Here is a 22,587-nt window from a genome sequence, read left to right as displayed (position 1 = left end):
AAAATTTAGCGCGGCAGACGCTCAATGATGGTAGAAATACCCTGCCCCAAACCGATACACATGGTCGCTAAACCGATTGTGGCATTGCGCTGCTCCAACATATTCAACAAAGTGCCGGTAATGCGTGAACCGGAGCAGCCCAGCGGATGCCCCAAGGCAATCGCACCACCATTCACATTCACTTTGCTATCAAAAGACTCGGACAAACCCAAGCCTTTCAACACGGCCAGCGATTGCGCAGCGAATGCCTCGTTCAATTCAATGTATTCCATATCGTTGATGGTCAAACCGGCTTGCTTGAGTGCGCGCTCCGTTGCAGGCACAGGGCCGTAACCCATGATGGAAGGGTCCACACCGGCAACGGCCATACTCAAAATACGCGCACGCGGTTTCAAACCCAATTGCTGCGCTTTTTCTGCCGACATTACCAACATGGTTGATGCGCCATCAGTGATTTGCGAAGCCGTCGCCGCTGTGACCGTACCGCCTTTTGGATTAAACGCTGGTTTTAATTTTGCTAGCGATTCCATCGTGGTGTCTGGACGAATGGTTTCATCTTGCGTCAGCAAAATTTTTGCACCGCGCCCGTCATGCCCTTCGATGGCGATAATTTCTTTATCAAAATTACCCGATTCTCTCGCTGCATTCGCGCGCGCATGCGAACGCACAGCAAACGCATCTTGTTGCTCACGGGAAATATTGTGAAGAATGGCAAGATACTCTGCCGTCAAACCCATCATGCCTGCCGCTTTTGCTAATTTTTTACTGGCTTGCGGATTCGGCTCTAAACCGTAATCCATCGGCACATGCCCCATGTGTTCAACACCACCGATGAGAAAAATATCGCCGTAGCCACTTTGAATATTGCTTGCAGCAATATGCAGAGCCGACATAGATGAACCGCACAATCGGTTGATGGTTTGCGCAGGCACCGTAAACGGAATACGCGTGACCATACTGATCATACGCCCCACATTCCACCCCTGTTCTTTGGTTTGATTGACGCAACCCCAAATCACATCGTCGATGGTCGCAGGATCTAATTGTGGATTGCGATCCAATAATTTATTCACCAATTCGGCAGAAATATTGTCGCCGCGACGAAAACGAAACGAACCATCTTTAGAACGCGCCATCGGCGTGCGCGCAAAATCAACAATCACTGCATCACGAGGATTCAATGCACTGCCAGCTTTTACTGAAGTCATAATACGAATCTCCTATTACGCAAAATATTTTTGTTGATTGGCTGCCATGGCGCGCTGACTGACTGTCGGTTCATACAATTTACCCAGCGCAGAATAACGATCCGCCATTTCAACAAATGCCTGCATGCCAATTGCATCCATCCAACGGCAAACGCCGCCGCGAAATACAGGGAAGCCTAAACCGTAGATCAATGCCATATCGGCTTCGACCGCACTCTCTACAATTTTCTCATCCAAGCAGCGCGCCATTTCCGTACACATAGGCACCATCATGCGCGCGATAATTTCTTCATCAGAAAACACTTTTCGCTCCGCCACTTCCGGCGCTAACAGTGCATACACTTCTTCTTTTGCCACTTTTACCGGCTTACCTTTTTTATCTTTTTCGTGATTGTAAAAACCGACGCCATTTTTTTGACCGAGGCGTTTGTTGTCATACATGATTTCCAGCGCTGTTTTGAAGTTAGGCTTCATACGATCAGGAAAACCATCCGCCAACACATGCGCTGCGTGAACACAGGTATCAATACCCACCACATCGCACAAGAAAGCAGGGCCCATCGGCCAGCCCCATTTTTCCATCACGCTATCAATCTGTTGAAAATCCGCGCCATCTTTGACCAACTGCACAAAACCTGCGAAATAAGGAAACAGTACACGGTTGACCAAAAAGCCAGGGCAATCATTCACTACGATCGCTTTTTTGCCCATGGTATTGGCGTAAGCCACCGTGCGCGCCACCGCATCATCCGATGTTTTCTTACCGCGAATCACTTCTACCAAGGGCATGGCATGCACAGGATTAAAAAAGTGCATGCCGCAAAAGTTTTGTGGGCGCTGCAAACTTTCTGCTAACAAAGAAATTGAAATCGTGGAGGTATTGGAAGCAACAATCGCATCATCGTCCAAATATTTTTCTACTTCCGACAAAACCGATTGTTTGACTTTGACATTTTCAACGACTGCTTCAACCACGATATCCACTTGCTTCACAGGCTCGTAAGACAAAGTCGGTACAATGCGATTCAAAGTATCGCCCATCACCGCAGGTTTCATGCGTCCTTTTTCGACTTGTTTGGTCAGCAATTTATTCGCTTCTGCCAAACCCAAATCGATGCCGTGTTGTGCAATATCTTTCATCACCACCGGCACACCTTTGTAGGCTGATTGATACGCGATGCCGCCACCCATGATGCCCGCACCGAGAACGGCTGCATGTGTAACCGGTTTAGATGCTTTCTTCTCCCAAGTCTTGGCTGTTTTAGCCAATGCTTGATCATTCAGAAAAATACCGATCAATGCTTGTGCTTGCGGCGTGAGCGCCACACTAAGAAACGCATCCGTTTCTACTTTGACTGCTTCATCACGCGACATTCTTGCCGCTTTTTCCATCGCATTCACCGCCGCCATCGGCGCCGGAAAGTTTTTGCCCGCTTGCGCAGCAACCACCGCTTTACCGGTGGTGAATGCCATCATCAATTCGAGATCGCTCAAAGGCAGCGCGCTGTTTTTTTCTTGGCGACGCTCGGCGTAATTAAATGTTCCGGTCGCAGCTTGTGCGCACAAATCAAACGCAGCATCGCGCAAAATATCCGCAGACACAACGGCATCCACTGCACCCACTTCCAGTGCATGCGCAGGTTTTTGTTCCGCGCCTCCGGCAATCCATTCAATCGCATGATCAACGCCCAACACACGCGGCAGACGCACTGTGCCGCCGAAACCAGGAATGATGCCGAGTTTTGTTTCTGGCAAACCCACGCGCGCCGCATCACTCATCACACGAAAATCGCAAGCCAAACACACTTCCCAGCCACCGCCCAAGGCGTAGCCATTGATTGCAACCACTGTGGGAAATGGCAGCGATTCCAATTCGCTGAAAATATCATTGGCGCGAGACAGATACGCAGCAATGGCTTCGTTACCGCGCGAAAACACCCCGTTAAATTCGGTGATATCGGCACCCACAATAAACACGGATTTGGCACTGGTCAGCACCAAGCCCTTTACACCTGAGGCTTTGCGCAGAGCAGCCAGTGCAGCAGCCAGCTCATCCAAAGTGGCGACATTAAATTTATTGATGGATTCGCCGGTTAAATCAAACTGCAACTCGGCGAAGCCGTCCGCCTGCTGTGATACTTTGATGGCGTTGCCTTGGTAAATCATGTTCTGTTCCTCTTTCAGGGCGCGATACAAGATGTGGCGCGTGACGCTCAAGCATTCGCAGGTTTTCACACGCCAGAAACACTGTTACAGTCTAGCGGAATACGCCTTTATTAGCATTGATGACTGTGCGCTCTTTTCTTATCAATCTCAGCATTACACTCTTATCCCTGCTGTTCACAGCCATCTTTGCTGAGTACAGCATTCGCGCGCTGCAATCTTTCGGCTATCTCTCTGTTTTTAACCAAAAAACCATGGATAAAGGCGATACGCCTAACAAACGCTTCAATGCAAAACTTATCCGCAGTAGCAACCCTGTGTTATTCATGGAGTTCGATCGCAAAGACCCAAATATCAACAGTGCAGGCTTTCGCGGTGCTGACTTTCCAGCACATAAAACAACTGGTGTGACACGCATCGCCATCCTCGGTGATTCCGTTGCTTACGGCTACAGCGTGCCTTTAGAACAAACCTTTGCGCGTTTAGTGGAAAAACAACTCAATGCTGATGGCTATCCTGCAGAAGTATTAAATTTCGCCGTTAACGGATACAGCACTGTCGCTGAATTAGAGCTCTACAAAACACGCGTGCATGAATACAAGCCAGACATTGTGTTGCTCGCCTATGTTTTGAATGACCCCATTCCATCGGCTTTTGTCGTGAAAAGTGTCGGCAGTGCAAAACAGCAAGCATCATCCTTCCAAACACTCGCTAAACACTCACAATTAGGCGCTTGGATTTTTTTGCAATGGAAAAGTATTACTCAACGATTTGATCAGAAAAATAATTACCAAAGCATCTATGCTAACCCAAACTTATGGAATGCAACGACACAGGCTCTGGGCGATTTAAAAACAATGACTCAGGAAGATGGCGCAAAGTTTGCCACCGTCGTTTTCCCATTGCTGCTTGATTTCAACAATTACCCCATGCGAGATATACATCAACAGGTAAATAGCACTTTACAAACTAATGGCATCACGCATATTGATTTGCTCAATGACTTCAGCACACATCCTTACGAGTCATTGCGCCCTCACCCAAAAGACGACACGCATCCCAATGCTATCGGGCATGCTATTGCAGCAGAAAAAATTACAGCAATGCTGGAAAAAGATTTTATGCCGCCTAAGCAGTGAGCTGCGGCACACCACTGTGAAAACGAAAATGTGGATCCGGAGACTCAATCAACAGTCGCTCTTGCTGCAGAAAGAAATCAACACGCTGACCAATATCATCAGTCGCTATTTTTCTCGCCAGCGTCAAATAATCTTGAAAATGGCGCGACTCTGACTGCAATAGCGAGAGGTAAAATTTTTGCAGTGCAGCATCCAAGTGTGGCGCAAGCGCAGCAAATCGCTCACATGAACGCGCCTCAATAATCGCGCCGAGAATCAGCGTATCGACCAACCTATCTGGGTCTCGTTTATGCACATGCTCATGCAAACTCGCTGCATAACGCGATGCAGTGGTCGTGACATAGGCTATGCCGCGCTTTTTCATGATGGCAGCCACTTGCTCAAAATGACGCAGCTCCTCTCGCGCCAAGCGCGACAACTTCTGCAACAACTCATATTGATCCGTATGGCGATACATTAAACCAAGCGCCGTGGAAGCTGCTTTCTTTTCACAATTGGCGTGATCAATCAGCAACAATTCCTGTTCGCATAACGCGCGATCAATCCACGCCTGCGGTGTTCGACAATGCAAAAAATCTGTAATGGGAGTGATATCAACTGTGGCCATAACAATTACATTTTAAAATTACAAAGCCGCGTGTTTGAAATAGCGCTCATAGTGCGCGCAAGACAATTCATAAAATTCTTTTTCGATGAGATCGCGCAACTCACGCAGAGACGTCCCCTGCGCCTGTTGAGAAAGCGTTAAACCATATTGCCCAGGTTCATCAATCTGACTAGAGCCTGCCTTTAACAACTCAACTACCCAGCTGGCTGGTGCACGCGCAGGATCAAACCCGATTTGTTGCATTTGTAGCTGATGACGCAATACTTCCTTATCTTCAACAATCAACCAACGCGCAACAATCATTTCCAATAGCTGATCAATGCGCTGCAAAACGGCGCGTCGTTCAGCTTGCGAGTAAGCATTCCACGCAATGACTTCGTGCGAGAAACGCTTGCACCCTCGGCAGACCGTGTCGCCTATGCCGGTTGAACACACGCCAATACAAGGCGTTTTAACAGGCGCATGGGTCATCAACTAGTCTTTGCTGATAGCAGTCAAGCCGCCCAAGTACGGACGCAATACTTCTGGCACAGTGATCGAGCCATTTTCGTTTTGAAAATTCTCAATCAAGGCCACCAGTGTGCGGCCCACCGCCAAACCCGAACCATTCAGTGTGTGCAGCAATTCTGGTTTTTTGGTTTCCGGATTGCGCCAACGCGCTTGCAAACGGCGCGCTTGGAAATCTTTGAAATTACTGCACGATGAAATTTCACGGTAAGTGTTTTGTGCTGGCAACCACACTTCGATGTCGTAAGTTTTCGCGCTGGAGAAACCCATATCACCGCCACACAGCGTAATCGTGCGATAAGGCAATTCCAGCAGCTGCAAAATCTTTTCCGCATCTCTCGTTAAACTTTCTAGCGCAGCCATGGAATCTTGCGGGCGCACCATTTGTACTAGCTCTACTTTTTCAAATTGATGCTGACGAATCATGCCGCGCGTATCGCGACCGTAACTGCCTGCCTCGCTGCGAAAACAGGGTGTATGGCACACCAATTTCAGCGGCAATTCTTTATCTTCCAAAATACTGTCGCGCACGATATTCGTGACAGGTACTTCTGCCGTAGGAATCAAATAGTAATTTTGTTCGCCAGACAGCTTGAACAAATCTTCTTCAAACTTTGGTAACTGACCTGTGCCGCGCAAAGAATCCGCATTGACCATGTAAGGCGCATAAACTTCTTGATAGCCGTGCTGCTGCGTGTGTGTATCCAACATAAATTGAATCAAAGCGCGATGTAAACGCGCTAGACCATTCTTCATCACCACAAAACGCGATCCGGTAATTTTTGCCGCTCCTTCAAAGTCCAGCATTCCCAAAGATTCACCCAAATCCACATGATCGCGCGCCGTGTAAGCGAACGACTTAGGCGCTCCCCACTTTCTCACTTCAACATTGTCATTCTCGTCTTTGCCCGCTGGCACACTATCGTCCGGCATGTTGGGCACTAGCAACAGAAAGTTTTCTAACTCCGTTTGTACTTGCTTTAACTCAGCTTGCATGGCGTTTAATTCATCACCCATGCCATTCACTTTCGCCATCAAAGCGTTGACATCTTCGCCTGACGCTTTGGCTTTACCAATGCTCTTGGACAACTCATTTTTTTCTGCTTGTAGGTTTTCTGAGTTTGTTTGCAGCGTTTTTCTGCGATTTTCTAAACTCTCAAAAACTGAGGCGTCCAAAGCGTAACCGTTGCGCTTCGTTAATGCCGCCACTACGGCAGCCATTTCAGTACGCAGTAATCGTGAATCCAACATAACTATCTCTCAGAAAAAATATCAAAAAAAATTATAACCATTGACGAACCAGCATCATGCCTAATGCCGTTGCCGCAAAGCACAACACGGTAGTCAATGCCACATAACTGCCTGCCAATAACCACTGCCCTGCCTGCATTAAACGCACACAATCAACAGAAAAAGCAGAGTAAGTCGTAAAGCCGCCTAACACGCCAACAATCAATAAATGTTGCGGCGCAACACTGAGCCACTGCTTGTCATGCACCATCGCAAACGCCACACCCGCTAACAGTGATCCTAAAACATTGACCGACAAAATTACCCAAGGAAAAACGGTGTGACGAGTGAAATCTGCAAACAACATCATAAAGGCATAACGCGCCAAAGCGCCTAAACCACCACCTAATGCAACCCATGCGGCATTCACGCTGCACCTCCATTCTTTCCATACCGCTGCCATGCACTTTGTTGATTCGTTTGAATCAGATAATGCAATTTTTCTCGAATTTTCTGTTCCAAACCGCGAGTTGTCGGCTCGTAGAAGACCGTATCTTTCAGTTCGGGTGGAAAATAATTATCACCACTTACAAACGCGTCTGGATGATCGTGCGCGTAACGATACTCCGCGCCATAACCCAAATCTTTCATCAAATGCGTTGGCGCGTTGCGGATATGCAAAGGCACATCGTACGCTGGCGCTTCTGCAACCAATTTCCGCGCCTGATTAAACGCGCGATACACCGCATTGCTTTTCGGTGCGCACGCCATGTAAATCACCGCCTGCGCTAAAGTCAGCTCCGATTCTGGGCTGCCCAAACGCTCAACCACTTGCCACGCATTCAACGCAATTTCTAACGCGCGCGGATCGGCATTGCCTATATCTTCGCTCGCCATGCGCACCACGCGGCGCGCGACATACAGTGGATCGCAACCACCATCCAACATACGCAAACACCAATACAGAGCCGCATCAGGTGACGAGCCGCGCACCGCTTTGTGCAGTGCAGAAATTTGATCGTGAAAAATCTCACCACCCTTATCAAAACGATGGATATTGCCTTGCAAGATCTGCGCAAGCACTTGCTCAGTAATGTGCGAATTACCATCTGCTTGTGTTTCAGTAAGATCTGCCGACATTTCCAGCAGATTCAACGCCATGCGCGCATCACCTTGTGCGGCACGCACCATGATTTGCAGAGCATCATCTTCTATCTTGATATTTTTTTTCAGCAACACTTCGTCATGCTGCAAAGCATTATTAATGACTTGACGCAAATCGCTTTCATTCAATGCCTGCAACACATAAACACGGCAGCGCGACAACAGCGCATTATTCAATTCAAAGGAAGGATTTTCTGTCGTGGCACCCACAAAAACTACAGTGCCATCTTCAATGTAGGGCAAAAAAGCATCTTGTTGCGATTTATTAAAGCGATGTACCTCATCCACAAAAAGCAGCGTGCGTTTTTGCCATTGGTCACGCATATTGCGCGCTTCTTCCATCGCCGCACGAATTTCTTTCACACCAGAAAAAACAGCGGAGATGGCAATGAAGTGTGCCTGCACATGGGCTGCCAGCAATCGCGCCAAGGTGGTTTTACCGACACCAGGAGGGCCCCAAAAAATCATGGAATGTAGATGGCCTTTCTCGATCACTTCACGCAGCGCTTTTCCCTGCGCCAACAAATGTGATTGCCCAACATAGTGATCCAACACTTGCGGCCTTTGGCGTGCAGCCAAAGGTTGAGCAGCGTGAATATCTTTGTCGAACAAATCAGCCATTACTGTGCTTTTGTTTGTAAAACTTCAACGCCAGCAGGTGGCACAAAATGAAACAGATCACTTACCAATGAAGGATTGACCGTTACTTGACTAAACGAAATGGTGGTTTTTTGCTGCATAGCATCTTGAATCGTCATGCTGGCAGGCACAGAGTTTTCAAACACTAAATCCAAGGACAAGAACAAATCGCGTTGCTGTTTGGGCAGCAGGCGGAAGCCTTGCACTACACCGTTGATTTTTTCAACCGTAAATTGCTGGCTGATCGCCACCGCATTGCCAGCAAATAACATCGCTGGTGTTTTGCTGTAATTTTCTTCAAAAGGCTTGACCGCGACTTGCTGCAAGTCTGGGTCGTACACCCACAGCGTTTTACCATCCGTCATGATTTCTTGCGGGAACGGATCAGATGTTTTCCAATAAAACTGATTGGGCTCTTTGGCTTTCAATTCACCTTTATTCTGCTGCTGCACTTCACCTTTGGCGTTAACCACTTCCTGCACAAAATCAGCCTGAATACCTTTGACTGGCTCCAATAATGCAAGCAAGTCTTGCAGCGCATCGGCTTGCGCTGTTTGTAAAAGTGAGAATGCGCTCATAAGAAAAACAAGCGAGATAACTTTCTTCATACCTACCTCATGGAAAGATTTTGCGCTAAAACTTCGCGGCTGCCATTGCTATTCATAGCACTGACTACGCCAGCTGCCTCCATCGCTTCGACCAAACGCGCAGCGCGGTTGTAACCAATTTGAAATTTGCGTTGTACGGCAGAAATAGAAGCTCTGCGGGTTTCTAAAACAAAGGCGACTGCTTTGTCATACAACACATCACCTTCAGGATCGCCGCCCTCACCGCTTTCTTCATCACCACTGGAAAAGCCAGGCACAAAAACGCCTGTCTGTTCTTGCATGATTTCTTCCAAATAATTCGGTTCACCACGGTGTTTCCAGTCTTCAACAACTGCATGCACTTCGTGATCATCCACAAACGCACCGTGCACACGAATAGGCACAGGGCTGCCCGGTGGCAAATACAACATATCACCGTGACCGAGCAATTGTTCTGCGCCGCCCTGATCAATAATCGTGCGCGAATCAATTTTGGATGACACTTGAAACGCAATACGCGTTGGAATATTCGCTTTGATCAAACCGGTAATCACATCCACCGATGGACGCTGTGTTGCCAACACCAAATGAATGCCCGCTGCACGCGCTTTTTGTGCGATACGCGCAATCAATTGCTCTACTTTTTTACCGACAATCATCATCATGTCGGCAAATTCATCAATCACGATAACGATGTACGGCAATTTATCTAAGTTCGGTGCCGTTTGTTGATCGACCGGCTCAAACGCCATCGGATCAGGTCGCCACACAGGATCAGCAATCGTTTCACCTGCCGCTTTCGCATCCAGTATTTTTTTGTTGTAGCCCGCAAGATTGCGCACGCCGAGCGCTGCCATCAATTTATAACGGCGTTCCATTTCACCCACGGACCAACGCAATGCATTCGCAGCATCTTTCATGTCGGTCACAACGGGTGTTAGCAAATGCGGAATGCCTTCATAAACAGAAAGTTCCAACATTTTTGGATCGACCAAAATCAAACGCACTTCGTCGGGGCCTGCTTTGAACAGCAAGCTCATCAGCATGGTATTCACACCGACGGATTTACCTGAACCCGTTGTACCCGCCACCAACAAGTGCGGCATTTTGGCGAGATCGGCCATCACCGGCATGCCGGCAATGTCGTGACCAAGTGCCAGCGTGAGTGGGCTTTTGGAATCATCGTACGCTTGCGAAGCTAATACATCGCCCAGGCGAACAATTTCGCGCTGCTCGTTCGGCACTTCAATACCGACATAAGATTTGCCTGGGATGACTTCGACTACGCGCACACTAATTACCGCGAGTGAACGCGCTAAATCTTTTGCTAATCCAGAAATACGGCTCGCTTTGATGCCTGCAGCCGGTTGAATTTCAAAACGCGTGATCACAGGCCCCGGCTGCACAGAAACCACTTCAGCACTGACACCAAAATCCATTAATTTAATTTCCAGCAAACGCGACATCGCTTCTAGCGATTCTTGCGAATAGCCACGCTTATCTGCGGCTTGTGCGCGATCGAGCAATAACAACGCGGGCAATTCACCCGCTGTTGCATCATCAGAAAATAAACGCACTTGTTTTTCACGCGCCACGCGTTTACTCGGTTGTACTTTTTCCACCAACACAGGTGGCTCCACAATGACCGGCGCAGGTGTTTTGCGTTTTTCCATACGCAAGCGGTGTGCGTCCATCGTGCGTTGTCTTTCTTCACGCGCATCATCTGCGCTGCGTTTTTCTGAACGCTCGCGCTGCACATCCAATACCGATTGACGCGAATGACCAATCAGAGACAGCGTTATGCGTCCCACTTCATCCATCAACCACAGCCACGATAAATCCGTAAAAATAGTAAACCCAAAAAGAAAAAGAATACTTAACAGCGATGTTGATCCCAGTAAACCTAGCGTTTCTTCCGCAGGTTTAGCAAGACTTTGGCCAACTAAACCACCACTAGAAAACGGCAATTCGCTGGTTATCTGTGTAGGCCATTGCAAAGTCGCAATGCTCGTTCCCGCTACCATAACTAGCAGCAAACCAATCAAGCGCAATGCCAACATGGTAGGATCCAATGGTTCTAAGCGGTGGCGTTTTTGAATACGCAACACGCTGTACACCGTCAACACAATGGGTAGTAAATACGCCAAGCGACCAAACACTGAAAATAGAACATCTGCCAGCCACGCACCGAAATACCCACCTAAATTGTGAATAGTGCCACTTTGGAAATCACCTAAGGATGCGGTGCTCGACCAACCTGGATCTGCGCTGTTGTAAGTCAACAAAGCCACAAACACAAAAAGAATAAAACACGCAAGCAAGAGCAAACCAATTTCACGCACACCGCGCGCTAAAGCAAGGTTGGCACGCGAAGGCGGAGCAGGCACGCGCACAGACGCTTCCAACGGTAATACGCGTTGACGAGTAGCCATTTTATTTGCAGGTCTTGCCATGATTAACGCTGGCCTACCCAATTTTCTAATGCAGATAAAGCATTCGGCACACCTGCCACATCCGTGCCGCCGCCTTGCGCCATGTCTGCACGACCGCCACCTTTACCACCCACTAAGGGCGCTAAATCGCGAATGATGTCACCTGCTTTAAAACGCGTTGTTAAATCCGCTGTAACACCAGCAATCAGCGTTGCTTTGCCATCTTCTGTGGCTGCCAACAAAATTACCGCCGACTTCAATTTATCTTTCATCTGATCCAAAGTAGCACGCAAGGCATTGATGTCAGCACCATCTAATTGTGCTGACAATACTTTTACGCCATTGATGTCTTTCGCTTGTGTACTGAGATCGCTGCTGCCACCACTCGCCAATTTCATTTTCAATTGAGCCAACTGTTTTTCTAGCTGACGATTGATATCAACCAACGATTGCACTTTGTCTGTAAAACCAGCGCGATTGGTTTTTAACACCGCACACGCATCATCAATTTCTGCTTCCACTGCATCAAAACGAGCCAACGCACCTCTACCCGTTACAGCTTCAATGCGCCGCACACCCGATGCAACGCCCGCTTCTGAAACAATACGAAACAAACCAATATCACCCGTGCGTTTGGCGTGCGTACCGCCACACAATTCAACTGAGAAAGGATGCCCTTCAGAAAACCCTGCGCCCATCGTCAAAATACGCACCGTATCGCCGTATTTCTCACCGAACAACATCATCGCACCTTTGGCTTTAGCGGTTTCCATATCACCAACAGTTGTTTCAACAGCCGTGTTACGACGAATTTCATCATTCACCAAAGCTTCTATCGTTTGCAACTGCTCATCATTCAATGCTTCTGGATGTGAGAAATCAAAGCGCAAGCGCTGATCATCCACCAACGAGCCTTTTTGTTGCACATGCGCACCCAACACTTTGCGTAACGCCGCGTGCAATAAATGCGTGGCCGAGTGATTGGATGCTGTTGCCAAACGCGCATCAACAGCAACATTGGCGTACAGCGTATCACCCAATTTTGCATAGCCTTGTGTCATCGTGACATGGTGCAAAATTGCTCCGCCACTTTTAGTGACATTATTCACATCCAAACGCGCAAACTGCGTGTAGAGAAAACCAGCATCACCCACTTGCCCGCCTGCTTCGGCATAAAAAGGCGTGCTATCTAAAACCACAATGCCTTCATCGCCCTCACGCAGTGCGTCAATTTGCTCACCAGCACGGTAAAGTGCAACCACCTTCCCAGAGCCTTTAACGGATTCATAACCCGTGAATTTTGTATTCACATTCACTTTAATCAGCGTGTTGTAATCCAGCTCAAACTTACCAGCTTCCTGTGAGCGTTTACGCTGCTTTTCCATCGCTTGCTCAAAACCCGCTTCATCAATCGTTAAATCGCGTTCGCGTGCAATATCAGCTGTGAGATCCATGGGGAAACCGTAAGTATCGTACAGCTTGAACACGACATCGCCAGGCACAACCGTGCCTTGCAGCCCCGCCAAATCCTGCTCAAGAATTTTCAAGCCATTATCGAGTGTGCGAGCGAATTGTTCTTCTTCTGTGCGTAGTGTTTTTTCAATATGTGCTTGCTGTTTTTTCAGATCAGGATAGGCCTCGCCCATCTCTTGCACTAAAGCTGCCACCATTTTGTAGAAGAACACATCTTGCGCACCCAATTTATTGCCATGTCGCACAGCGCGGCGAATGATGCGACGCAACACATAACCGCGCCCCTCATTAGAAGGTGTCACACCATCAGCAATCAAAAAAGAACAAGAACGAATATGATCTGCTAACACTTTGAGCGAGGCTTGACCTTCATTATTGCAACCAACAGCACTCGCCGCAGACGCTAATAGCATTTGAAACAAATCAATTTCGTAGTTGCTGTGCACATGCTGCATTACCGCTGAAATGCGCTCCAAGCCCATGCCCGTATCCACACTTGGCGCAGGTAACGGATGCAAAACACCATCTGCTGTGCGATTAAATTGCATAAAAACATTGTTCCAAATTTCAATGTAGCGATCACCGTCTTCTTCTGGCGAGCCAGGCAAGCCACCCCAAATATGTTCGCCGTGATCGTAAAAAATTTCCGTACACGGACCACAAGGGCCGGTATCACCCATCGCCCAAAAATTGTCGGAAGCGTAAGGCGCACCTTTGTTATCGCCGATACGAATAATACGCTCGGCTGGAATACCAATATTTTGATGCCAAATATCAAATGCCTCATCATCAGTGGCATAAATGGTGACCCACAATTTTTCTTGTGGAATAAACAACCATTTAGGCGATGTTAAAAATTCCCACGCAAACTGAATGGCATCTTGCTTGAAGTAATCACCAAAACTGAAGTTGCCCAACATCTCAAAAAAAGTGTGATGGCGTGCGGTATAGCCAACATTTTCCAAATCATTGTGCTTGCCGCCAGCACGCACACATTTCTGTGAAGTCACCGCACGGGTGTAGGTGCGTTTATCCAAGCCGAGGAAGCAATCTTTGAATTGATTCATCCCCGCATTGGTAAATAGCAAAGTGGGATCTTCATGCGGAACCAACGAGCTGCTCGCCACCACGGCGTGCCCTTTGCTGGCAAAAAAATCAAGGAAGGCTTGGCGAATTTGTGCGCTTTTCATCACTGTAGGTAACCACGAGTAAATACAGACAAAAGTTCAGGTGATTATACACGCCCACCTCGCATCCCCCCATCAATGGCAGCCGACCGAAAGACCACTTCAATCAGCTGGCAGAAAAGGTATGATCAACGGGTTCATTCTGCATACCATCTTCTGCCATGAAAAATACAGCGTTGCCTATCATTCTCTACCTCTTGCTAAGTTCAATCACCGCTGCTGGCTGGGCGGCGGAACCAGTAGCTCCGCGTACCGGTTTATGGCAGGTAGACAGCCAAGTGTTTTTGTTTGATCGCCAAGTGCCGAACCTCAGCAAACTCGTAGGGATGGGGCCACAAAAACTACAAACGCATATCAACAGAATGCTGCAACAAAACCACGCGCGCGTAAGCAGTGATGGCACCGCGCAGTTATGCGTGAATACACAGCAAATTGCGAGCGGCAATTTCGTCAACGATCAAGGTAGCGGCTGCAATGTGAGCCGTGGAAAACGCGTGAACAATGTCTTGATCTTTCAGATTCAGTGCTCCGCCCCCAGCGGTTCAGGGCTAACCGTTGTGCGTCTACTGGATGATAGGCATTGGCAAGCCACTACAGAGCTAATTCTTACTATTCGCAGTATCGCGCAAAAAATCGATGTGAAAAGTAATGGAGTTTGGCTAGATGAGCAGTGCCCTGCTGGGCTATAAAGAAAAACAGCAATAGTTGCACCACTGCAATTAAACAAGCAAAACACCCAAACCCTGTAACTGTGCAATAGTTTGCTGCAGATGCTTTAACAGCACATCTGGTTTCTCTGGCTGCATTTCTTGCAACAATTGTGTGTTTACCACATCCATATTGATAAATGTATCATCCATTAATAACTGCAATAGACGAAAAGTAGCTGGATTCGATTCCACAAACTTCACTTCATCATCTTGATTGCAATACATCAACAAACACACAGGTATAGCCTCTACCTGCTGCGGCAAAAAATCTTTACCGATACGATGCACAGGATAGTGATACGACAGTACCCAACAACGCGGCGACAGCACAGGTTTATCACCCACTCGCATGGGCATTTCTGCATCATCCGCTGTGTGGCGCAGCGCAATTTCACTCCACTCGTAATACGCCAATTCAGCAAGAAAGGGAAAAACGCCTACATTATCGCTCTCGTTGAGCAGATACTCGGCAAACTCGCCCGCTATCCACGGAAACAACGGCGTTTCACAATGATGCTCAGTATAAAAATCTCGTACCAAGGCTTGCCACTGAGCGTCATTCAAAATACTGCGCATAACGGGAAAAGTGTTCGCTAATAAATTGGCGATATTATTAAAAAATAAATCACGATAAATCTGCAAACGCCTTTCCTCTACACCTTGCGGCGCAGGAAATTTTGCAGGGTTGCGTAGATGATTAGCAAACTGCAACTGCTGCTCACGCAATTCAGCCATTGCCTTGCACCGATTGCTGAATAGCCTGTATTTGCTGCACTTCCTTCAACAAATCCACAAAAGGCGGGAAGTTGAAATCACGCTCCAATACTGTTGGTTTTATGCCATGTTGCCGATAGGTATATGCCAGCAACTCCCACACTGGGTCACAAACAGGCGCAGCATGTGTATCAATGCGCAAATCCTCGGCTTGCGTGTAATGCCCCGCCACATGCAAGTAAGCCACGCGCTCTGTAGGTATTGCGCGAATAAAATCTTGTGCGTTGTAGTGATGGTTAATGCTGTTGACATAAACATTGTTAACATCCAGCAACAAATCACAGTCTGCTTCAACCAAAATTGCACTGATAAAATCTATTTCTGACAACACTTGATACGGCGCGGCATAGTAAGAAACATTTTCGATGGCGATGCGGCGCTCTAACCGCTCTTGCACCTCACGAATACGCTGCGTAGTGTTTTTAATGGCTTCTTCTGTGAAAGGAATTGGCATCAAATCGTACAAATGCCCTTCTGCACTGCAAAAACTCAAATGCTCGCTGTAGACATGAACGCGATGCGTATCTAAGAATATTTTGAGTTCTGCGATGAAATCCACATCCAATGGATCGGTTCCGCCGAGAGAAAGCGATAAACCGTGCGCCAACATGGGATAACGCGCGGATAATTCGTGTAATTGTTTGAGCGGCTTACCTGCCGTGTGAATCCAGTTATCGGGCGTAACTTCAAGAAAATCAACCGCAGCATTCATCTGCTGCAAATCATTCAACAATGCCCGCCGGATACCTAAACCCGCACCCGCTACGGGCATTGCATGAATCATGAGGATGAACCGATTAGTCCATCATACCTTCGCCGCATTTTCCTTCACCACATTTGCCCTCTGCGGCTGCTTTTTCACTGTGACCAGGGATGACATCGTCTTTCTTGCCATCTTTGTTATCGCACTGTTTTTCATCTTTCTTGTCAGTGCACGACTTTTCATCTTTTTTATCGCCACCCGACTGATGCTCTGCCGGATGATCAAAGTTATAACCTGACACTAATTCGGTATTGCTAAACGGATTGCTTGCCGCATTTACGAAAGGCGCGGCAACAAAGCCTGCCATTGTTACTGCAGCCAATAAAGTTGTTTTGTTGATGAGTGTTTTTTTCATAGCAATTCTCCAAGTGAAAAATAGATGTCGATCAATCAAGGGAAAGGTTTGGCGTTCTTTTTATCTTCAGCGCGCAAACGCACCAAATCTTCTTTCGATGGCTTTTTACCTGTTTCGTAAAAATACGCCATCGACAAAGCGACATCGCGGATATTGCCGCGAATCAAATTACCAATGAACAAACTGTGCAGCAAACTACCAAAAAAGCCCATGCCCATTTCATAAGTCATGGTGCAAGTGAGTTTGCAGGATTTCTCATCCACTTTATCAATACGGTAAGTAAAGTTAGCCGCACCAAACGGTTTAGCTGGTTTGCTGCCGTTGTGTAAACGAATCACAAAACCGCGTCCTTCGTTCCATTCCGTTACCGTTTCATCCAAGGCTTGTTGAGGACCAGAAACACGACGGCTCGCACCCACACCCTCTTTCTGCGCGGTGGTGATCACGCATTTGGTGATATTCGGCACATAGTTGTGTGCCAGCGATAAATCTTTCAATTTTTCCCACGCTTTCTCGGCAGGAATTTTGGCCGTGACGTTATAGACAGCAATGTGACCCATGTGTGGTTTTCCTGTTGGTGGATACGGTTCAGAATGCGCGATTCTACCCCATTGCGAGGCGCACTCATGACACTGACGATAGGATGGATCGGGCTCGGCACCATGGGCGGCCCTATGGCTGGGCATCTCGTACAAGCTGGCTACAAAGTGCAGGCATACAACCGCAACGCCGAACGCGCAGCACTTTGGCAGCAGCAACACGGACAAACTTGCGTCACTTCGATTGCTGAAGCCGTTAACGGCGCAGATATCGTGTTCTCCTGCGTCGGCAATGACGATGATTTACGCGAAGTGACAAGCATTACTTTCCCGTATATGCAACCGAAAGCGATTTGGGTGGATCACAGCACCACTTCGGCTCGCGTTGCGCGCGAGCTGTATGTACTCGCCGCACAGCAAGGGCTGCATTTCATTGACGCACCCATTTCCGGCGGGCAAGCCGGCGCGAAAAAAGGTCAGTTGGCAGTGATGGCTGGCGGCGACGCAGCCGCCTTCACGCGCATCGAACCCGTCATTGCCGCCTACAGCAAACGCGCCAAGCGCATTGGTGACGCAGGCGCTGGGCAGCTCACCAAAATGGTCAACCAAATTTGCTTTACCGGCGTGGTGGCCGGCTTGGCTGAAGGCTTATTTTTTGCCGAGAGTGCAGGCTTGGATACTGATGCCGTTTTGGAAGTTATTTCGCAAGGCGCAGCGCAATCTTGGCAGATGGATAACCGTGCTCACACCATGTTGCGTGGCGAATACGACTTTGGTTTTGCAGTGGATTGGGTGAGAAAAGATTTAGAAATCGCTCTTGCCGCTGCGAAAGATTTTCATTGCGAATTGCAAGGCGTTGAACAAATCAATCAGTACTACAAAGAACTACAAAACATGGGGCATAACCGCAGCGATGCATCTGTACTCATTGAACGATTACGCCAGCAAAAAACTTGACTTTAATTCGTATAAGAACGATAAATACTCTATAAATATCAAAGGGATATGATAATACGATTCATTCCCATTCCTACGCAGTATATAAAGGAGAAAAGTTATGAAAGGCGACAAAAAAATTATCGACATTTTGAATAAGTTATTGACTGGCGAATTAACCGCCGTTGATCAATATTTAATTCATGGCGAAATGTATGCAGACTTTGGCTTGAAAAAACTCGCTGAAAAAAGCCTGCATGAATCAGACCATGAAAAACAGCACGCAAAGGCAATCATTCAAAGAATTTTATTTTTAGAGGGAAAACCGGATCTTTCTAAGCGCGATTCACTCAATGTAGGAAAATCTGTACAAGAGATGATCAAGTCTGACCTCGCCTTGGAATACCATGTAGTGGACTCATTAAAAAAGGCTATCGTTGCCAGTGAGGCAGCACAGGATTTTGTCACGCGCGAAATGCTACTGCTGCAACTGGATGACACAGAAATGGATCACGCCTACTGGCTTGAACAACAACTCCGTTTGATTGACATGATCGGCTTGCAAAACTATCAGCAATCGCAGATGGGAGACGCCCCATGAAAGGTGATAAAAAAGTTATCGACGCGCTAAATAAAGTTTTAAAAAATGAGCTGACGGCTATCAACCAGTATTTTTTGCACGCACGTATGCTGCGCAACTGGGGCTTGGAAAAACTCAATGATCGCGCCTACAAACAGTCCATCCGAGTAATGAAAGAAGCTGACAAGCTGATTGAACGCATTCTCTTTCTGGAAGGCCTACCCAACCTACAAAACTTGGGCAAGCTACTGATCGGTGAGAACCCTCTGGAGTGTTTAGCGGGCGATCTCAAATACGAGCGCGATGCCATGCGCCCTCTGCTGGTGGAATCCATCACGCTCTGCGAGGAGCAGCAGGATTTTGTCAGCCGAGAGCTACTGGAAGATCTGCTGGAGCACTGTGAAGAAGCCATTGATTGGCTAGAAACCCAGCACAGCCTGATCGAGCAAGTGGGTACACCCAACTACCTGCAAAGCTATGTTGAAAGCTCTGATTAAAAGGCACTTGACAGCTCAGCCAATGCGAACGAGAATAAATCTCATTGATATTTGTGAGATTGCATTTATGTATGTTTGCGTCTGCAAGGCTGTCACTGAAAAGCAAATCCATGCCGCCGTTCAGGCCGGTGCCCGCACAATGAAAGACTTGCGTGAGCAACTGGGTGTCGGCGCAGACTGTGGCAGCTGCGGTAGTTGCGCTAAGCAGTACCTGCGTGAAGCGCGAAGTGAAGCCGTTCAAATGGCTAGCTTCTACGCTGCGGCCTAACAACTGGGCCACGGATGGCTCAAAAACCTCTCCCTCTCGCCAAAAATCTAGGCTTTCCTCGCTCACTACTGGGCAACCTGTTTTTATTTTGTATTTCTCTCATATTCAGCCTTGCTGCAGCAGAATGGGCTGTGCGTACATGGCTGCCCAGCCCTGATTACGGTGTAGGCAAACGCCCCGCTCTACGCAATGGGCTCTTTATGTATGACGCAGAACTCGGTTGGAAAGGCACACCTAACGCGCGGTCGCCGTATATCTCCAAAGATTTTATTGTTCATGTCACACACGATGAACACGCTTTTCGCAACCAAACACCAACTTTCATTCCCAATAAGCGCAATATTTTATTACTGGGCGACTCTTACGGCTGGGGATGGGGTGTTGAAGACAACGAAACCGCTACATCTGTTTTCAATCAACAAAACCCAAATGCCAATATCTACAACTTAAGTGTGCCGGGCTACGGCACTGACCAAGAACTGTTAACACTGCAACGCTTTAGCAAACAACACCCAGACAAGCATTACGATGATGTTGTACTTTTGCTGTATTACAACGATTTTGAAGACAATATCGCCACAGAAAGGTACAGCTATCCAAAACCGATGTTTCAGCAAGATAAAGACAATCAATTACAGCTGACCAATGTACCCGTGCCCTATGCCATACCAGAAGCTGTTTCTATTACTGAACCACCGCCCGCACAAACATGGTTACAAAAAAGCCAGCTTCTGAATTTCATGCTCGACAAACTTGCTCGTATTATTTTTGCGCCATCACACACGAATACAAATCTCATACCAGAAAAGCCAACTGAAACAGAGGAGTATTCTGTAGAAATTACAAAAAAATTACTGCAAGCCATACAAACATTCTGCCAGGATAGAAAAATACGCTTCCATGTTGTTTTTTTAATGACTATAAATACCGATGACAAACCAGCCGCACTCATCAATACCTTAGCTACACAGCTCGAAAAAAAGAAAATTAGCCACTCTTTTTATTACAGCAAAAACTTTCCACGCACTGACCTTTGGTTAGATACCCACTACACACCTTATGGCCAGAAACTACTCGCAGAACATATTAGCAGTGCCATTAAGTTGGACTAGCTGCTGACTTAAAGCTTGCCAATGACTCTTGAGTAACACCCGATATGTAGCCATCATCACCAAACGCAACGACCATCTGACGATACTCGCGCCACTGCTCTACATCTTGTGGTTGCACTCTGCAATACAGCGAATGTTCAAGCAATGATGTATCTGGAACTCTTTGTCGCCTATCTTTTTTACGAAAGCGTAGCCTGTTTACTACCGCCCACAGAAGAAAAATGCCATCAATCAAACAAATAATCATTAAATATTCCAACGCCACCTTACCAAAAGCGCCATACCCCCCCAAATCAAACATATGGCGATAGAAAGCGTAGCCTTGAAACAACCAAGCCAAAAGACTAAATACCGGCTGCCACAAGTACAGCAGTACCAACCAAAAAAATAGCGTGATACTGACTTCTGCAAAACGGTCTTTCAAACGCAAGACAGAAGGAGAATCAATGATCAGTTGTCGAGGCTCTGTAACCCGCGATCTGGACTCGTCCATACGGCTCGCTTACCTTTCTTCTTAAAAAATGCTTTAGGGAAACCGCAAACGGTAGTGACAACATTGAGCATCCAATACGCCAACGGATACCACACCATCCAATAATAATTTTTCATGATACCTCTCTCATACCGAGAATCGATAATCATGCTGACCAGAAACTGCAAAAGACAGGTACAGCCAAGAATGACACCCGTCCACCCTGGCAGCAATGTACGGATATAAAGGTAATCCGGTAGCTCGACAAATTTTCCAGCTATCCACAATAAAGCGATTGCAACCAATGTGTAACTCCACAAGACACTGACGATATATTCCAGTGCCACAAACCACATTCTGCGTTTTTTCCAATGTAACATCTTAGGTAAATAGCGCGACCACACTTCCGCACCACCTTGCGCCCAACGCGTGCGCTGACGAAACAATCCTTTCAAAGTTTCCGGCATTAAAATCCAACACAACGCGTTGGGCTCGTAACGCACATCCCAATGCGCCAACTGCAAACGCCAACTGACATCAATGTCTTCCGTAATCATATCGGTACTCCAATATCCAATGCGCTGTAGTGCCGCTTTGCGAAAAGCCACCACCACACCAGATACCGTAAACACTCGCCCGTAAATGCGTTGCGCACGCTTAATCAAACCAATAATGCAAGAAAACTCGCCCACCTGAATTTTTCCCAGCAAAGAGGAGCGATTGCGAATACGCGGATTACCCGTGACTGCTCCTACCCGTGGAGAGTCAACAAAATGCGACATCAACCAATGCAACGCCTGTCGATCTAATAAGGCATCACCATCAATACACACTAAATACTCACTATCTGTCATTAGCGCGGCAGTATTTAATCCCATTGCTTTGCCTTGATTGGTGGCGAGGTGAATTACACGCAACTTATCGTGCAACTTTACTTGCTCATCCAAAAGCGCGCCCGTGTTATCGGTACTGCCATCATTGATCGCAATCACATCGTAGTTGGGATAATCCAAATCCAATAAAAAACTCAGCGTTTCAACCACTAAATCGCCTTCGTTATGACATGGCAACATCACCGTCACTTTAGGATAAAAATCTAATGGCTCTGGATGACGCCAATCATCACCGTCGTGCTTTTCCCAATGCAGACGATAGTAAATACCGCCAAACATCCACAAGTAAGCCATCAACAATGGGTACATAAAGGTGAATGCCAACAGAAAATCGACGATGCGCTCAAACATA

General features: G+C 47.4%; 23 protein-coding genes. 7 read left to right on the top strand and 16 right to left on the bottom strand.

Annotated features, from left to right (window positions below; genetic code table 11):
* Positions 1 to 5: 5 nt before the first annotated feature.
* Positions 6 to 1,208, bottom strand: a complete 1,203-nt coding sequence (fadA, locus tag R3E63_05200; protein MEZ5539348.1) for an acetyl-CoA C-acyltransferase FadA — start codon at positions 1,206 to 1,208, stop codon at positions 6 to 8.
* Between the two features lie 15 nt (positions 1,209 to 1,223).
* Positions 1,224 to 3,374 carry a fatty acid oxidation complex subunit alpha FadB gene (fadB, locus tag R3E63_05195; GenBank protein ID MEZ5539347.1) on the bottom strand — a complete coding sequence of 717 codons (2,151 nt, stop codon included), beginning with the start codon at positions 3,372 to 3,374 and terminating at the stop codon, positions 1,224 to 1,226.
* 119 nt (positions 3,375 to 3,493) lie between these two features.
* Here fadB and R3E63_05190 point away from each other — a divergent pair, with 119 nt between their 5' ends.
* The gene (locus R3E63_05190) at positions 3,494 to 4,510 is read left to right on the top strand and encodes an SGNH/GDSL hydrolase family protein (protein MEZ5539346.1); all 1,017 of its coding nucleotides are present in this window, start codon (positions 3,494 to 3,496) and stop codon (positions 4,508 to 4,510) included.
* Here R3E63_05190 and miaE read toward each other — a convergent pair.
* Genes miaE through alaS form a run of 8 tightly spaced genes read right to left on the bottom strand, consistent with a single transcriptional unit; the run spans position 4,500 to position 14,339 of the window.
* Positions 4,500 to 5,117, bottom strand: a complete 618-nt coding sequence (gene miaE / locus R3E63_05185; GenBank protein MEZ5539345.1) for a tRNA isopentenyl-2-thiomethyl-A-37 hydroxylase MiaE — start codon at positions 5,115 to 5,117, stop codon at positions 4,500 to 4,502. The genes R3E63_05190 and miaE overlap by 11 nt on opposite strands.
* A gap of 18 nt (positions 5,118 to 5,135) precedes the next feature.
* A complete protein-coding gene (locus tag R3E63_05180) occupies positions 5,136 to 5,588 on the bottom strand; it encodes a DUF1289 domain-containing protein (protein MEZ5539344.1) in 453 nt (150 codons plus the stop codon).
* Positions 5,589 to 5,591: 3 nt separating this feature from the next.
* On the bottom strand, positions 5,592 to 6,875 hold the full coding sequence (gene serS, locus R3E63_05175) for a serine--tRNA ligase (protein MEZ5539343.1): 1,284 nt from the start codon (positions 6,873 to 6,875) through the stop codon (positions 5,592 to 5,594).
* Positions 6,876 to 6,906: 31 nt separating this feature from the next.
* Positions 6,907 to 7,284: a fluoride efflux transporter CrcB gene (crcB, locus tag R3E63_05170; GenBank protein ID MEZ5539342.1), complete on the bottom strand. Its 378-nt coding sequence runs from the start codon at positions 7,282 to 7,284 to the stop codon at positions 6,907 to 6,909.
* Positions 7,281 to 8,639 carry a replication-associated recombination protein A gene (locus R3E63_05165; protein MEZ5539341.1) on the bottom strand — a complete coding sequence of 453 codons (1,359 nt, stop codon included), beginning with the start codon at positions 8,637 to 8,639 and terminating at the stop codon, positions 7,281 to 7,283. The genes crcB and R3E63_05165 overlap by 4 nt, the downstream gene beginning before the upstream one ends.
* Entirely contained in the window at positions 8,639 to 9,265 is a 627-nt protein-coding gene (gene lolA / locus R3E63_05160; protein MEZ5539340.1) for an outer membrane lipoprotein chaperone LolA, read from the bottom strand. The genes R3E63_05165 and lolA overlap by 1 nt, the downstream gene beginning before the upstream one ends.
* Positions 9,266 to 9,267: 2 nt before the next feature.
* A complete protein-coding gene (locus R3E63_05155; protein MEZ5539339.1) occupies positions 9,268 to 11,697 on the bottom strand; it encodes a DNA translocase FtsK 4TM domain-containing protein in 2,430 nt (809 codons plus the stop codon).
* A 2-nt stretch (positions 11,698 to 11,699) separates the two neighbouring features.
* On the bottom strand, positions 11,700 to 14,339 hold the full coding sequence (gene alaS, locus R3E63_05150) for an alanine--tRNA ligase (GenBank protein ID MEZ5539338.1): 2,640 nt from the start codon (positions 14,337 to 14,339) through the stop codon (positions 11,700 to 11,702).
* Positions 14,340 to 14,497: 158 nt separating this feature from the next.
* Between alaS and R3E63_05145 the strand changes: the two genes are divergently transcribed.
* Positions 14,498 to 15,025, top strand: coding sequence for a DUF3617 family protein (locus R3E63_05145; GenBank protein MEZ5539337.1), 528 nt, complete (start codon positions 14,498 to 14,500; stop codon positions 15,023 to 15,025).
* Between the two features lie 30 nt (positions 15,026 to 15,055).
* Here R3E63_05145 and R3E63_05140 read toward each other — a convergent pair whose 3' ends face one another.
* The 4 genes from R3E63_05140 to R3E63_05125 are packed head-to-tail and all read right to left on the bottom strand — an operon-like array spanning position 15,056 to position 17,498.
* Positions 15,056 to 15,781: a putative DNA-binding domain-containing protein gene (locus R3E63_05140; GenBank protein MEZ5539336.1), complete on the bottom strand. Its 726-nt coding sequence runs from the start codon at positions 15,779 to 15,781 to the stop codon at positions 15,056 to 15,058.
* Positions 15,774 to 16,604, bottom strand: a complete 831-nt coding sequence (locus R3E63_05135) for a DUF692 domain-containing protein (protein ID MEZ5539335.1) — start codon at positions 16,602 to 16,604, stop codon at positions 15,774 to 15,776. Before R3E63_05135 ends, R3E63_05140 begins: the two co-directional genes overlap by 8 nt.
* Before the next feature lie 13 nt (positions 16,605 to 16,617).
* Positions 16,618 to 16,938, bottom strand: coding sequence for a hypothetical protein (locus R3E63_05130; protein MEZ5539334.1), 321 nt, complete (start codon positions 16,936 to 16,938; stop codon positions 16,618 to 16,620).
* A gap of 35 nt (positions 16,939 to 16,973) precedes the next feature.
* Entirely contained in the window at positions 16,974 to 17,498 is a 525-nt protein-coding gene (locus R3E63_05125; protein ID MEZ5539333.1) for an SRPBCC family protein, read from the bottom strand.
* A gap of 66 nt (positions 17,499 to 17,564) precedes the next feature.
* Here R3E63_05125 and R3E63_05120 point away from each other — a divergent pair, with 66 nt between their 5' ends.
* The 5 genes from R3E63_05120 to R3E63_05100 all read left to right on the top strand — a co-directional run bounded on the left by R3E63_05120 (position 17,565) and on the right by R3E63_05100 (position 20,870).
* Positions 17,565 to 18,434 carry an NAD(P)-dependent oxidoreductase gene (locus R3E63_05120; protein ID MEZ5539332.1) on the top strand — a complete coding sequence of 290 codons (870 nt, stop codon included), beginning with the start codon at positions 17,565 to 17,567 and terminating at the stop codon, positions 18,432 to 18,434.
* A gap of 100 nt (positions 18,435 to 18,534) precedes the next feature.
* A complete protein-coding gene (gene bfr, locus R3E63_05115) occupies positions 18,535 to 19,014 on the top strand; it encodes a bacterioferritin (protein MEZ5539331.1) in 480 nt (159 codons plus the stop codon).
* Positions 19,011 to 19,490, top strand: coding sequence for a bacterioferritin (bfr, locus tag R3E63_05110; GenBank protein MEZ5539330.1), 480 nt, complete (start codon positions 19,011 to 19,013; stop codon positions 19,488 to 19,490). The genes bfr (R3E63_05115) and bfr (R3E63_05110) overlap by 4 nt, the downstream gene beginning before the upstream one ends.
* The gene (locus tag R3E63_05105) at positions 19,471 to 19,758 is read left to right on the top strand and encodes a bacterioferritin-associated ferredoxin (GenBank protein ID MEZ5539329.1); all 288 of its coding nucleotides are present in this window, start codon (positions 19,471 to 19,473) and stop codon (positions 19,756 to 19,758) included. Before bfr (R3E63_05110) ends, R3E63_05105 begins: the two co-directional genes overlap by 20 nt.
* Positions 19,759 to 19,772: 14 nt before the next feature.
* Positions 19,773 to 20,870 (top strand): SGNH/GDSL hydrolase family protein, encoded by a 1,098-nt coding sequence (locus tag R3E63_05100; GenBank protein ID MEZ5539328.1) that lies wholly within the window; start codon positions 19,773 to 19,775, stop codon positions 20,868 to 20,870.
* Here the strand turns inward: R3E63_05100 and pgaD are convergent.
* Both pgaD and pgaC read right to left on the bottom strand, forming a co-directional pair.
* Positions 20,857 to 21,363, bottom strand: a complete 507-nt coding sequence (gene pgaD, locus R3E63_05095; protein MEZ5539327.1) for a poly-beta-1,6-N-acetyl-D-glucosamine biosynthesis protein PgaD — start codon at positions 21,361 to 21,363, stop codon at positions 20,857 to 20,859. The two genes, R3E63_05100 and pgaD, sit on opposite strands and share 14 nt — an antisense overlap.
* Entirely contained in the window at positions 21,321 to 22,586 is a 1,266-nt protein-coding gene (gene pgaC / locus R3E63_05090; GenBank protein ID MEZ5539326.1) for a poly-beta-1,6-N-acetyl-D-glucosamine synthase, read from the bottom strand. The genes pgaD and pgaC overlap by 43 nt, the downstream gene beginning before the upstream one ends.
* Position 22,587: the final 1 nt, after the last annotated feature.

It is taken from the genome of Pseudomonadales bacterium (assembly GCA_041395665.1).
Taxonomy (GTDB): Bacteria; Pseudomonadota; Gammaproteobacteria; order Pseudomonadales; family UBA7239; genus UBA7239.
This window is presented reverse-complemented; position numbering and strand designations above follow the sequence as displayed.